The sequence below is a fragment of the Haloferax mucosum ATCC BAA-1512 genome (assembly GCF_000337815.1).
Taxonomy (GTDB): Archaea; Halobacteriota; Halobacteria; order Halobacteriales; family Haloferacaceae; genus Haloferax; species Haloferax mucosum.
On the sequence record NZ_AOLN01000006.1, the window covers coordinates 96,301 to 109,447 of the forward strand.

At 63.8% G+C, this 13,147-nt stretch carries 9 protein-coding genes; 4 read left to right on the plus strand and 5 right to left on the minus strand.

What is annotated here, in order from left to right; translation table 11 throughout:
• Position 1: 1 nt before the first annotated feature.
• Genes C440_RS03465 through C440_RS03475 form a run of 3 tightly spaced genes read right to left on the minus strand, consistent with a single transcriptional unit; the run spans position 2 to position 6,555 of the window.
• A complete protein-coding gene (locus C440_RS03465; RefSeq protein ID WP_008318298.1) occupies positions 2 to 2,212 on the minus strand; it encodes a hypothetical protein in 2,211 nt (736 codons plus the stop codon).
• Between the two features lie 4 nt (positions 2,213 to 2,216).
• Positions 2,217 to 4,343 (minus strand): type II secretion system F family protein, encoded by a 2,127-nt coding sequence (locus C440_RS03470; protein WP_008318300.1) that lies wholly within the window; start codon positions 4,341 to 4,343, stop codon positions 2,217 to 2,219.
• Positions 4,333 to 6,555: a type II/IV secretion system ATPase subunit gene (locus C440_RS03475; protein ID WP_008318302.1), complete on the minus strand. Its 2,223-nt coding sequence runs from the start codon at positions 6,553 to 6,555 to the stop codon at positions 4,333 to 4,335. Before C440_RS03475 ends, C440_RS03470 begins: the two co-directional genes overlap by 11 nt.
• A 579-nt stretch (positions 6,556 to 7,134) precedes the next feature.
• Between C440_RS03475 and C440_RS03480 the strand changes: the two genes are divergently transcribed.
• Positions 7,135 to 8,277, plus strand: a complete 1,143-nt coding sequence (locus C440_RS03480) for a CBS domain-containing protein (protein WP_008318304.1) — start codon at positions 7,135 to 7,137, stop codon at positions 8,275 to 8,277.
• Between the two features lie 181 nt (positions 8,278 to 8,458).
• Here C440_RS03480 and radB read toward each other — a convergent pair whose 3' ends face one another.
• Positions 8,459 to 9,148, minus strand: coding sequence for a DNA repair and recombination protein RadB (gene radB / locus C440_RS03485; RefSeq protein ID WP_049915317.1), 690 nt, complete (start codon positions 9,146 to 9,148; stop codon positions 8,459 to 8,461).
• Between the two features lie 105 nt (positions 9,149 to 9,253).
• Between radB and C440_RS03490 the strand changes: the two genes are divergently transcribed.
• From C440_RS03490 to C440_RS03500, 3 genes are all read left to right on the plus strand, one after another.
• Positions 9,254 to 9,985, plus strand: a complete 732-nt coding sequence (locus tag C440_RS03490; RefSeq protein WP_008318307.1) for a hypothetical protein — start codon at positions 9,254 to 9,256, stop codon at positions 9,983 to 9,985.
• A gap of 164 nt (positions 9,986 to 10,149) precedes the next feature.
• Positions 10,150 to 11,076 (plus strand): alpha/beta fold hydrolase, encoded by a 927-nt coding sequence (locus tag C440_RS03495; RefSeq protein ID WP_008318309.1) that lies wholly within the window; start codon positions 10,150 to 10,152, stop codon positions 11,074 to 11,076.
• A gap of 87 nt (positions 11,077 to 11,163) precedes the next feature.
• A complete protein-coding gene (locus C440_RS03500) occupies positions 11,164 to 11,568 on the plus strand; it encodes a VOC family protein (RefSeq protein ID WP_049915260.1) in 405 nt (134 codons plus the stop codon).
• Between the two features lie 9 nt (positions 11,569 to 11,577).
• On the opposite strand, the gene larC is transcribed toward C440_RS03500, so the two are convergent.
• Complete coding sequence (larC, locus tag C440_RS03505) at positions 11,578 to 13,053, minus strand: nickel pincer cofactor biosynthesis protein LarC (protein ID WP_008318313.1); 1,476 nt, start codon at positions 13,051 to 13,053, stop codon at positions 11,578 to 11,580.
• Between the last annotated feature and the right edge of the window lie 94 nt (positions 13,054 to 13,147).

Here is a 13,147-nt window from a genome sequence, read left to right on the forward strand (position 1 = left end):
TTCAGACCTCCACGATTGGTGCATTCAGTTCGGGGCTGTCCCGGTCTTCGATCGACGAATCGGGTAGGTAGATGCGCGTCGCCGCGGTGATGGTGATGTCCCGTTTCGCGGAGATGGCTGGCTGGCGGCCGCTTACCATCCCGGAATCGGACGTGATGACGACGTTGGCGTTGTTGCTCCCCTTCGAGGAGGCGATGTTGGCACCGACGACGTAGATGTCGGCTTCGGCGTCGATTTCGACGCCCCCGTCGCCGAGGATGACGACGCCGTTGAGGTTGACGCCGCCGGTCGCGGATTCGACGTGCAGGCCGCGGTTATCCTTGACGCCGGACACGGCGGCACCCATCAGGTCAACGCCGTCTTCGCCCGCGATTGTCACGTCACCGTTGCCGCTGATGTCGGCGCTTCGCGCGCTGACGAAGCCGTCGGTCGATTCGATGGAAATCTCTTGGTTGGACTCGATTGCGGTGATGCCGGCGTTGTCGATGTCGATGTCGCCGTCCGCCGAGACGATGACGTCGCCCTTGTCGCCCTGATTGATGGACGCGCCCGAGAGGTCGATTTCGTCACCGGTCACTTCGATGTCGTCTCCCTTGACCGCGGTGAGCGCCACGCCGACGGCCTCGACGGTCCCGGAGTTGCCATCGACCGTGAGGTCGCTGTTCGACCCGGTCGTGACGGCATCGACGTGGAGCGAGACGCCGTCGCCTTCGAGCGTGATGTCGCCGTCGGCGACGATGGGACCGACGCTCGGCGGGACGACGAGCCTGTCGGAACCGGCGTCGTAGACTACGTCGTCGCCGCTTCCGGTGTCGTACACGCGGTAGTCGGCACCGTCGAACTCGCCGTTTCCGTTCACGTCTGCGTAGACGAATCCGGGGTCATCGACGGCCGCGACGAGCCCGCGGATTGGGTCGGTGATGCCGCCTTCGCGGAGGTGCACGTCGAAGGTCACGCGGTCAACGTTGGTTCCCGAACTGTCCTCGACGACGATGTCGAACTGGTCTGTGACGACGCCGTCGAGACTGCTCGTGGCGGCGTAGGTGAAGGTCGCGCGACCGTCGGCGTCGGTCGTCGTCGAGATTGCGCCGGTGTCGCGCGCTTCGACGCGCCCGCTTTCGGCGGTCAGTCCGGGACTCGCCTTGACGACCGCGTTGGACACGGGGTTGTTCTGCGCGTCGCGGACTTCGACGACGACGCGGTGGGTCGCACCCGGCGGGACGACGGCGTTGTCGCCTTCGACATCGACGATGTAGGCTGGCTGGGATTGCGACCCGGGCACGTCGATACCGACGCGAGAGAGACGCAAGTCGTACGTCTTTCCGGGTTCGAGTTCGACGGTCAGCGTGTTGTAGTCCGTCCCGTCCGCATAGGAGATGCTCCGGACGTTCGGTTCGTCGGCGAGCATCGACCGCCACGTGTCTTCCGAGAGGCGCGTCGGCACGGAGATGGTAATCGGCGTCCCCGTGTCGGTGACGGTGATGTAGTCCGTTCCGGCGCTCACCGGGGTGACACTGAACGTTCTCGCCTCGCTCGTCGCGGTGTCGATGTCGCCTTCGAGGAAGACGAGCGAAACTTTCTGGCCGTCGATAAGCGACTGTGTCGCGCCGACTTCACTGCTGGCGTAGGCGGTGTACTGGGCGGAGCCTTCGTGGACGAGCGCGGGCTCGCTGTCGAGGTAGCGGTAGTCCGGGTGGTAGCGGAACTGCTGTGTGTCGAAGGTGTGTTCCGACCCGTCCCAGTAGGTGCCAGTCTCGCCGGTCGCAACCGCGTTGGAGATACTCGCCGTGGCGGAATCGGTCGTTTTCAGACTACCGGACCCGGAGCCGGGCGAGACGAACAACGCGCGAGTCGGGTAGTTCACACCGGCGTCGATAGTCGCACGCGTTTGCCGACCGTCGGTCGCCTTCGAGACGCTCTCGTCGAACGCGGCGAAGTCGGACTCGACCGCGGTGAGGTGTTCGAACTCGGTCTGTTTGTTCCACGCGGGGACCGCCGAGACCTGCACCATGGCGATGAGGGAGACCACGAGGGCGAACGCGAGCATCGTGCCGAGGATGGCCGACGTACCGCGGGAGTCGCCGCGGAGCCGAGTTCCGCCCGTGGTGTCGCGGCGAGAGTTCGAGCGACCGCGGACGAGGCCCGCGAGTGACTCGGGCGATACGCGCCGAAGGGGCGACAGGTACCGTTTGGGAGGGGAGTGTTGTGACATGACGTTACACCAGTGCGAAGGCGACGAGCGCCAACGCGGCCAGCCCGAGGGCGTATTTGAGGCCGCTGAGGGCGCTGTTGTCGGCGAGTTTGCCGGCGAGGAGTCCGCTCCCGACCGCCTGAATGAGCGCGGAGTGGAAAAACACCAAGTGGAAGTTGGCAAGTGGGACCGCCGAGATTCCCATCGGGAGTTCCTGTCCGGCCGCGCCGGCCTGCGGGGTGGACATCTCGGCGAGCGGGCCGAGATAACTCGCGCCGAGCATCAAGATGACGAACAGGTACACGAAGTAGCCGATGACGACGATAGCGATGTACGACCCCATCGCGCGGCGGCGGGACTTTTCGAGTTTGTATCGGTTGCGCGTGTCTTCGGCGGCGACACTAAGCACACGCGAGAGGTCGCCGCTGGTCTGGCCGCCGCTGGCGATGAGCCGGACGACCCGCGAAAGTTGCGGAACCTTCAGGCGGGTGGCGAAGGCCATAAGCGCCGCGTGGGCGTCGTGATTCCAGCGGATGTCGTTGCGGAGCGCGCGGAGTTCGTCCGCGAGCGCGCCGCTCGACCAGCGGGAGACGAGCGCGAGCGCCTCGACCAGCGAGATACCCATCTGGTTGGCGCTCGAAAGTAGGTTGAGGGTGTCGGGGAAACGCCGTTCGAGGGTGCGTTCGCGTCGGATTCGAAGCTCGTGGAAGACCATGAGCGGAATCGTGACGATGCCGAAGGGGACGACCACGAGCCAGACCGTCGTGTTGTACGGATTCGCAAGCATGGCGTCAACAGTCGGCGTCGCCAGCCCGAGTGCGACGGCGGCGACGGGCGCGGCGAGCGCGATGGGGACCGTGATGACGGCCGAGAGATACGGCTGGCGTCGCATGATGTCCATCGGGTCACCGATGAGTGTTCGAAGGTCGTACACGACGTTGGCGCGGCGGTAGTCGTCGAGTCGAGCATCGACGTAGCCGCCGTCGGAAGCGAGTTTTTCGTCGCTCCAGCGCGCTTCGCGGGCGCGTTGAATCTCGCGGCGCATGACGCCGACGAAGTCGGTGATGACCGTGCGAATCTCCTGGAGGACGGTTACGTCGTGTTCCGTCTCGACTGTGTCCTGCGTGTACGGCGACGAGAGCACGTCGATAAGAAGCAAGAACAGCGCCATCCCGAGCGGGAAGATGAGGTAGTTCAGCGCGTACAGTTGGACGAGCGTGTTCCCGCCGAGGAAACTGATGACCATCAGCGTGACGATGAGGAGAAGTGGGGCGGCGACGAACGCCGCGACGAACACCTCGGAGAGCATCGACAGCGTCTCGATGAAGTCTTCCTGCTCGTCGCGCGCTTCTTCGAGGTAGGTTGACGACTCGCGGTCTAAGAACGCGGTGACGTCGCCACCGGAGTCGAGGACCGAAAGCAGGTCGTCGAGGAACTGCTCGAAGTTCATCGAAGGGGTGAGGTTCCGCGAGTTTCGAAGCGCCGTAAACAGGTCGTTTCCGAACAGTTCCATGTCGCGGGCGATAAGCTCGAACTCGTGGGACACTTCGCCGTAGTCGGAGGCGTCAGCCATCGAGCGGATGACTTCGAGGAAGCTCATGCCGCCGTGGCTGAGGGCGTACATGTAGATGATGGCGTGCGGCAGGAGGATGTCGATACTCCGGCCGCGCATCTTCGCGCGACTCTTGGGGATGTAGTAGCGGGCGTAGTAGGTCCCAGCACCGAACAGTCCGCCGAAGAGCAGGGCCAAGATGCCGCCAACAATGAAGGCCTTGTAGGGCGCGAGGGCCGCGAGGACGCCGTTTGCGACGCCGAAGTTCACCGGGCTAGAAGCGGCCGCTAACGCGCCCGCTTGGGCGAGAACGAACGTGAGAGCGACGCCGACGAGCGCGCCAATCGCGGCGGTGATGAGCGACAGTGTGACCGACTGGGTGAGATAGCGGTCGTAGGTCGTCCCGACGCGCGTCTGGTTCAGCCACCGCTGGAGGTCGCGGTGACCCGACGGATGGCGCTTGAAGTACGTTCGAACGTAGCCGTAGCGCTTGCGGAGGCGCGCTATCTCCTCGGGCGATTCGTCGAGATACTCCCGCGGGAAGTACTGCTCGACCTCGTAGTCGGGGAGCGGAATCGACGCGGAGGAATCAGCGGACATCGTCGTCCTCCGATCGTCTTTCAGTCTCGGCGTCGTCGGTCACTGAGCCGTTAGCCACAGCGTCGTCAGTCGAAGCATCGTCAATCGTAGCGCCGCCGGTCATCGCATCATCGGCGGACGCGTCGGCGTCCCCCTCCGCAGTGTGGCCATTAACGTCGGCGAGGTCGCCGTACCCGTCACCCGGGTCAGCGGCCGAGTCGTCGTCCAAGTCGATGTCGAACAGCTCAGCGAGTTGCCGCTCGGTCTCGGCCGAGACTTCGATTTCGTCGTCGTCGAGTTCGGCGGTGCTGTCGCCGTGTTTCCCGTCTTGGGAGTCGTCACGGTCGGCACTGCGCTCGTGGCTGTCGCTGGCGTCTCCGTCAGCGTCGTCAGCGTCGGCGTCGTCGTCAACGGGGACGACCGAGGTCTCCGCGTAGACGTGCGCGAGAAGCCCCTCGCGGTCACGTTCGAAGCGTCGAATCATCGCCGCAACTTGCCGGTAGTCGTCGATTCCGGCGGCGGCAATGTAGCGAAGCACGTCGGCGCGAACGTCGAGTTCGTACTGTAGTTCGGCTTTGGTCCAACCGCGTTCGTCCGCGATTTCACCGAGCACGGCGGAGTCGGCGAGTTGCTCGTGCGTGTCGGTGCCGGGGTCCCGTTTGAAGACGTCGCGGAGTTCGACCTCGCCGTCTTCATCGACGCCGACGATTTCCGTGACACCGATGTTTCTGCGGGTCCGGTCGCCGTCGAGGTGAATCTGTTTTTGCACCGAGATGATGTCGAGGTCCGACAGCATCTGTGCGGGGACGCCGAGCGGTTCGTTGCGCATCCGGTGAACCACGCCTTGGGCGGAGTCGGCGTGGAACGTCGTGTACGCGGTGTGGCCCGTAGCGATGGAATGGAAGAACGTCAGTGCGACGCGCTCTTCAGTGCGAATCTCACCGACAAGCAGGTACTCGGGGCGCTGTCTGAGCGCGGCCTGCAAGAGCGCGTACATCGAGACCTCGCCGCGGCCGTCGGCGGTGAACGTGTCGCGGGTAACCGACTGAACCCAGTTGTCGTGCGGGAGCGTGATTTCGCGCGTGTCCTCGATGGAGACCACTTTCGCGTGGCCGGGGACGAAAAACGAGATGGCGTTCATCGAGGTGGTCTTGCCCGACCCCGTCCCGCCCGCGAAGACGAGCGACCGGTTGTTCTCGATGGCGAGCCAGAAGTACGCCATCTGCTCGACGCTGAAGGTGTTCCAGCGCACGAGATCGACCGGCGACAGCGGCACGTCGGAGAACTTCCGGATGGTAAAATTCGACCCTCGGGTGGCGATGTCGGACCCGAGCGTCAACTGGATGCGAGAGCCGTCCGGAAGGCTGGCATCGACGAGCGGGTCAGAGACCGTCACCTGCTTGCCTGCGCGCTGTGCAAGGCGAATGGTGAACGACGAGAGGTCGCCGTCGTCGAAGACGACGTTCGTCGGCATGTCGCGGTAGACGCCGTGGAAGATGTAGACCGGCACGTCGTCGCCGTCACACGAAATATCCTCGATTGCGGGGTCGCGCATCAGCGGGTCGATACGGCCGTAGTGGATGAAATCGCGGAAGAGATAGTAGTATAATTTCCAGAGTGAGCCTTCTTCGACCGTCGCGGCGTGTTCGGAGATGATTTCGCGCGCTTCCTCGTCGAAGAGGTCTTCGCGGTCGCCGTCGGTGTCGAGGTCGCGGTACAACAGGCTGTTTCGGAGAATCTTCGTCAGGTCGTCGCGGACGAACGACTCGAAGTTGTCGAGTATCGGTTCGCTCACGTGGTACTGGTACTCTCGGTTCGACTCGTCGTACAAGAGGGAGACGAACGCGAACGGTTTGTTCACCCAGTAGTGCTCGATGGTTTCAGTCCCGTCGAGGAACGAGAAGTCGAAGAACTGCTCTTCGATGAACGCGTCGTCCGGGGCGGGCGCAAAGGCCGTCTCCGCGTCGATACTAGCGAAGTACGCCTTCACCTCGCGGATGACCGCCTCGCGGAGGGTCTCAGGCCGTTCTTCGTCCGCGTCGCGGGCGTCTTCGTCGTCGGGAGGCCCGTACACGATACGGTCCGAGACCGCAACGGGGAGTTCGCTCGTCCGCTCGGCCACCGCTTCGGAACCGGTCGTCGGGACCAACTCCGTGGACCCCGAGCCGTCCGCTCGGACTGCTTCCTCACCGTCTTGGTGATCAGTTTGTCTGTTCTTGTCAGGAGTTGCCATACTCTTGTGATGCTGAACGGTCGGAATACGGGTAAGTATGGAGCGGCTAGATACTCAGATTCGGCCGATTAGGAGGGAGCTACTGCTGAAATTTGGAATTTAAGCCGTATTAAAATATGAACCGAGAAGACTCGAATCCGGCCCGTCAGTGGGTGTATCGCCGACACCGCGTTGGCGCAGTGGTCGCTCGTCGCCGATGCCGTCGTGCACGCGAGTCCACCCACACTGCGCACGCAACGACACTCGAACCGCGCTCGCAGTTCCACTCACACCGCGTACACGACTCCGCCTGCACCGCGCACGCAACAACACTCGCATACGCGCCTGCCTTCGGCCAACCACCCAGATACGCAGTCAGTTTCTTCCGCGCATAGTCGTACCCGACGCGCTATTTCGTCGGAACGCGTCGTCAGAATCAATGGTAATATGTGCCGAGTCAGTGCTAAACATAGGCACAGGCTGTCTGCGACGGAAATTCGCGCCATCAGTCCCGCCGGTGCCTTGCGATTTCGTTCCTTCTTGAGGGGTGGTAACAGGACGAAGTTTCAAGAGAGGACGCGTTGTATATCAAGTCGTATTATGGATATTGCTGATATCGCCACTCCTGATTTCATCGAGGTCGACGCTAACGAGCGATTAGGCAAGGTCCGCTCCATCTTCGAGCGGGAAAACCCGAAAGCCATCATCGTCCAGAATGACGGCGAGTACGCGGGCGTCATCGGTGAGAAGCAACTCATCAACTCGCACGTCGAGGACAACACGAAAGCGTCGGCGCTTACCCAGTCCGTCCCCAAAATAGACCGACACGAGAACGTGCGCGAGGTCGCACGCATGCTCGTCGAAGGCAACACGAAGGTTGCGCCTGTCTACGAGGGCGAAAAACAGTACGGCATCATCACGCAGGATGCCATTCTCAAAGCGGTCTTAGAGAACCTCGACGCGCTGACCGTCGAGCAAATCTACACCGACGACGTGGTCACCATCGGCGAGCGCGACCGACTCGGACAGGCCATCAACCGACTCCGAGAACACAGTATCTCGCGGCTCCCCGTCGTCGATAGACAAAACCGCCTCGCCGGCATCCTGACAACCTACGACCTCGTCGAGTTCATGGTGCGCGACGAGGGCCGACAGGGGAAACAGGACCGCCGCGGCGATACCGACCGGATGCTCGACCTTCCGGTGTACGACCTGATGACCAGTCCAGCGCGGACGGCGACGCCCAGCGAGAGCGTCCGTGATGCGGTCGCGCGCATGTTCGAAGACAACATTGCTGGTCTCGTCGTCACGCCCGAAGACGACGACGGCGAAGTGCTCGGCGTCATGACGAAGACCGACGTGCTCCGCGCGCTCACCTACACCGAAGAAGAACAGATGGACGTGCAAATCACGAACGTCGGCCTGATCGAGACGCTCACCCGCGCCGACATCGTCTCGGCCATCACCGAGGTGGCGGACAAATACCAGCGCATGAACGTCCACCACGCCCACGTTCGCTTCCACGAACACAAAGAGAAACTCCGAGGCACGCCGCTCATCCAGTGTCAGATTCGACTCCGGACGAGCCACGGCCAACTGGCCGGAAGCGGTGAGGGCTACGGTGCCGAACACGCGTTCCACGTCGCGCTCGACAAACTCGAACGCAACGTGCTCGAAGTCAAGGGCTTCGAAGCCGACGAGCGCTACCGCGGCCAACTCCTGCGCAAACTGAACGAACTGTAACGCGGCGACGACGGTGTCCGACCCATCCAAACACACGCGTTCGACCTCTTTTTATCGCATACCGAATCGGAGAGCGTTGATGTGACGAGGGGTACGTCTACTTGCACTGTCGGTCTCGTTCAATAGGGTTGGTTCTGCCCGTTGGAGGGTGTGGTCGACGGCACTAGTTCGCAACGACCGTTTAAATTTCAGTGTCGGTCAGCCCACGGTCCGTGATTTTGAACGTCGCCGTCTCACCGGCGGGTTTCGCGCGGTGTTTTTCCAGCGTGGCGCGACGGTTGCCCCCGCGGAAGCGGTCCACCCGGAGCACCGTTCCGGTCCAGTGTTCGAGCGTGTGGCCGCCGAGCGCGCGCGTCCGGTCGCTTTCGGGGTCTGAGTACACCTGGTTCGTCAAGACGACCGCGAGGTCGTGTTTGCGGGCGAGCGAAAGGAGGTGTGTAACCTGTCTGGCGACCCGTCGAAGCGCCTCGCCGCCGTCGCCGTCGGCGGTTCGTTCGAGTCGGTAGAAACCGGTCGCGGAGTCGAGGACGATGAGGTCCGCGTTCTCGGCGAACTCAGCCGCGTCGCGGACGGCCTGTTCTTGGTCTTCGAAATCGTACGCCTCGCTGATCATCAGCCGCGAGGTCACAGACTCCACGTCCTCGGGGGCGACCGCCTCGGCGAGTTGCTGGAAGCGGTCCACCGATAGCCCCTCGGTGTCGATGTAGACGACGGTCCCGCTGTCGGCGGCGACGCGAACCGCGGCCGAGAGCGCGATGTTTGTCTTTCCGGCCGCGGACGGACCGTACACCTGCGTCACGGTGCCGCGTTCGAACCCGCCTTCGAGGAGGTCGTCGAGCGTGGAACACCCGGTGGAGACTGACTCTGTCACGTCCGATGGTGAGCACCACCGGCCGAAAAAGACCTCGGTCGTCCCGCCGGCGACCGAGTCATCGACGCACGACTCTTTATTCATCACCGTCACCAACTTCAGGTCGTGATAGTCGTCGCCACCGCCGATTTCGAACTCTACCACGAAGCGGTTGACGAGTTACGGAGCCGAGGCGTCTCTTTTACTACCGTCGAACCGGGCGACCCACTTCCCGAACACGCCCGCGTGCTCATCACTGGCCCGGACGACGAAATCGAAGCGAATATCGAACGCGTGACGGCGACCGGTGACGACGCTCGCCGCGCCGTTGACGAAGCGCTCACGACGCTCCGCGGTGGTGGGGGCCGAACAATCGTCGGCGTCGATCCCGGAATCAGACCGGGTATCGCCGTCCTCTCGGGTGAGACCGTCGTCGCGGCGTTCCACGTCCCGCTCACGGACGCAGTGGAGGTCATCCGCCGAGAGATAGAAGACGCCGTCAACCCGGTCGTCCGCATCGGCGACGGGGCGCGGATACAGGGCGCGAAGTTGATAAACGACCTCGACGGCGTCGCGGTCGAACTCGTTGACGAGACGGGGACGACGCCGTATCTCGGGTCGGGCGCACGCGGCATGGGCGACGTGCTCGCGGCGGTGAACATCGCCCAAATGAGCGGCGAAGATATCGACTCGCGCGAGATAGAGCCGACGGCGGGCGAACTCCAGCGTATCAAGGACCGCTCGCGCGAGGCGTCCGAGGAGAGCCGCAGTATCGACGACGAACTCGCCCGGCGAGTCGCAAGCGGCGAGTTGAGCATCGAAGAAGCGCTGGCCGAACATCGCGCCCGAGGGGAGTAGCCGCTTTCGTTCTCGCAGTCGCTCTCGCACTCACAAACCGCTCCCCTAACCGGCCGTACACACCCCCGACTGCCGCGTAAACGACCGCTTAACGAGGGTTAATGGGTTACATCCGCGACATCGGTGCTCCCGACTTATGCCCGTGGCGCGCGTAGTGTTCGGCCATGACGACAGTCAGTTCGACCGAGCGCGGCGACGCTGTCGCGGCGCTCCACAGGGACGCGGGCTGGGTTGACCGTTCGGAGTTCCCGTTCGAGTCGCGGTGTCTCGGTCTCTCCGACGGAGCGGTGCACTACGTTGACGAGGCCCCCGACGACGGCGGACAGGCGTCACTCCTCATGCTCCACGGAAATCCGACGTGGTCGTTTCTCTACCGACACCTCGTCCGCGACTTACGCGACGAATACCGGTGTGTCGCGCTCGACTACCTCGGGTTCGGGCTTTCGGAGCGGCCGGACGAGTTCTCGTACCGGCCAGCGGACCACGCCGCTGTCGTCGAAGAGTTCATCGACGAACTCGGTCTCGAAGACGTGGTGCTCGTCGTCCAAGACTGGGGCGGTCCGATCGGTCTCTCGTACGCGATTGAACACCCGGAGAACGTCAGTGGCCTCGTCGTGATGAACACGTGGCTGTGGCCGGTAGACGACGATACGCATTTCAGCCGGTTCTCGAAGCTCCTTGGCGGGCGCGTCGGGCGCGAACTCTGCGAGCGCTACGACCTCTTTACGCGGTTGATGCCGCTCGCGTTCGCCGACCGCTCGAAGTTCTCACCGTCGGCGCGCGAGCAGTACCGGGCGGCCAACGACGACGACAGGACGGGTACCGGCGTCTTCCCGCAGTCGATTCTCGGGTCGAGCGCGTGGCTCTCGTCGCTGTGGAAGCGCCGCGAGACCATCGCCGACATCCCCGCGCGACTCATCTGGGGAATGGACGACCCGGCGTTCCGCCCGGCCGAGTTGCGGACGTTCGAAGCGCTCTTCGAAGACGCCTCGACGGCCCGACTCCACGGCGTCGGTCACTACGTCCAAGAAGAGTTCGGTGCGGACCTTGTCCCGCTGGTTCGGGCGTTTCTCGACGACCTCGCGGGATAGCGGCCGTTCGAAATCGTGCGCTTCTGCGGTCTCTTTTACAACGCCCCCATCGACCCGATTTATCAGTCGTGGCGGCGCACCTACTGGATGGACCCGCGAATCACACTGCTCACGCTCGGCGTCTCGGACCTCGACGAATCCATTCAGTTCTACCGCGACGGTCTCGGCTTACCGATGCGAGACCGCGAACCCGACAGCGACGTCGCGTTCTTCACGCTGGACGGGACGTGGCTCTCACTGTTCCCGCGAGACCTGCTTGCCGAAGACGCCACCATCAACGACGACGGCGAGACTGGATTTTCCGGTATTACAATCGCACACAACGTCTCCGAACGGGTCGCCGTCGATGCAATTCTCGACGCGGCAGTCGCCGCCGGTGGGAGACTCGTCAAGCCGGCTCAAGACGCCTCCTGGGGCGGCTACTCGGGGTACTTCGCCGACCTCGACGGGCACCTGTGGGAGATTGCGTATCCGCGGTGGACCGACGAGTAGACGCCGACCTCACCGAGGGTCGTCGTCCGACGCGACCGCGGCGACTGCCCGTCGCATGACTTCCCGGACGGCGAGTCCTGTCTTTGTCGCCACTTCGAGCGCGTCGTCGTACTCGGCGCTCCGGTCGTAGACGACGCCGTCGGCGTCGCTCGCCACTTTGACCGTCACGTCGTACTCCTCGCCGTCGATATCGAGCGTTGCCGTCTCGAACTCGCGGCGGGCGGTCCAGCGGTGGCCCGCGCCGTGTTCGCGGATTCCGAGCGTGCCGGTTTCGACCGCGAGACGATAGGCGACCCGTTCGACGTCTTCGGGTCTGACGATGACTTTGACGAGATGCCCCGGACGGGATTTCTTCATCGTCGCCGGGAGAATCGTCACGTCTCGTGCGCCCGCGTCTTTCAGCGTCGCTTGGAGACTGCCGAGAATCTCGGGCGTCGCGTCGTCGAGGTTCGTCTCCAAGACGGTGATTTCGTCGCGGACGAGCCGAGAACCGCCGTCGCCGACGATGGCTCGGAGCACGTTCGGGTGGTCCGGGAAGTCCCACCCGCCGGCCCCGTAGCCGGATGCCGTGACCGATACCGACGGGAGGGTTTCGACGCCGTCAGCGACGTGCGCGAGGATGGCCGCGCCAGTCGGCGTGAGCAGTTCGGCCTCGACGGGACCACCGCGAATCGACCAGTCGGCCCGTTCGACGACGTTGAGCACTGCCGGGGCCGGGATGGGGTAGGTCCCGTGGCTCATCGCCGCTTCGCCGTCGCCGACTGCGATGGGTGCGGTCACGACGCGGTCAACGTCGAGGTCCGAAAGGAGGAGACACACGCCGACGACATCGGCGATGGCGTCGTCGGCACCGACTTCGTGGAAGTGCGTCTCGTCGAGGTCAGTCCCGTGAACGTCCGCTTCGGCTTCGCCGAGAATGCGGAAGATAGCGGTCGCGTCCTCGACGACGCCCGCGGGGAGGTCCATCGACTCGACGAGTTCGACCACTTCGGGGTAGGTTCGGTGCGGGCCGTGACCCTCGGCGTGAGCGTGGTCGTGGTGGCTGTGGTCGTGGTGATGGTCGGAGTGGTCGTGATGATGATTGTGACCCGAGTGACCGCGTTCGCCCCCGTGTCCGGCGGCCAAATCACCGCGCAGTCGATGCGTCCGCGACTCGTCGGCTCCGCGATTCTGGTCCTCGTGGACAGCCGCTCCGTCACCGTCGTCCTCGGTGTCGCTTTTGTCACCATCTGACTGCTCTTCTGTGGTTCTGTGGTCGTCGTCGTGGCCTTCACCACGCGGGTCGCCGCCGTCGGTATCCACGAGGAGAACGTCCACGCTGGTCGCCATGATGCCGTTTTTGTCCACCTCGTGAATTCGGTACGTCACGTCGAGTGCGTCTTCGACGGGCGCGAGAACGGACGGGTCGGCACCGGCGGCGACGAGCGCGCCGAGAAGCATGTCGCCGCTGGCACCCATCCGGCCGTCGAACGTGAGCAGTCGCATGGGTAGATACCTCGCGCCCGAGGGTAAAAACGACAGCCATCGGCGTGCAAACTGCTGTCCGGTCGGTAGGGATTAGTAGCCGCCCGCCGTAGGT

Coding starts and splice junctions, on each gene's coding strand:
- C440_RS03465 (WP_008318298.1), bottom strand. CDS start 2,212: ATGTCACAACACTCCCCTCCCAAACGGTACCTGTCGCCCCTTCGGCGC.
- C440_RS03470 (WP_008318300.1), bottom strand. CDS start 4,343: ATGTCCGCTGATTCCTCCGCGTCGATTCCGCTCCCCGACTACGAGGTC.
- C440_RS03475 (WP_008318302.1), bottom strand. CDS start 6,555: ATGGCAACTCCTGACAAGAACAGACAAACTGATCACCAAGACGGTGAG.
- C440_RS03480 (WP_008318304.1), top strand. CDS start 7,135: ATGGATATTGCTGATATCGCCACTCCTGATTTCATCGAGGTCGACGCT.
- C440_RS03495 (WP_008318309.1), top strand. CDS start 10,150: ATGACGACAGTCAGTTCGACCGAGCGCGGCGACGCTGTCGCGGCGCTC.
- C440_RS03500 (WP_049915260.1), top strand. CDS start 11,164: ATGGACCCGCGAATCACACTGCTCACGCTCGGCGTCTCGGACCTCGAC.
- larC (WP_008318313.1), bottom strand. CDS start 13,053: ATGCGACTGCTCACGTTCGACGGCCGGATGGGTGCCAGCGGCGACATG.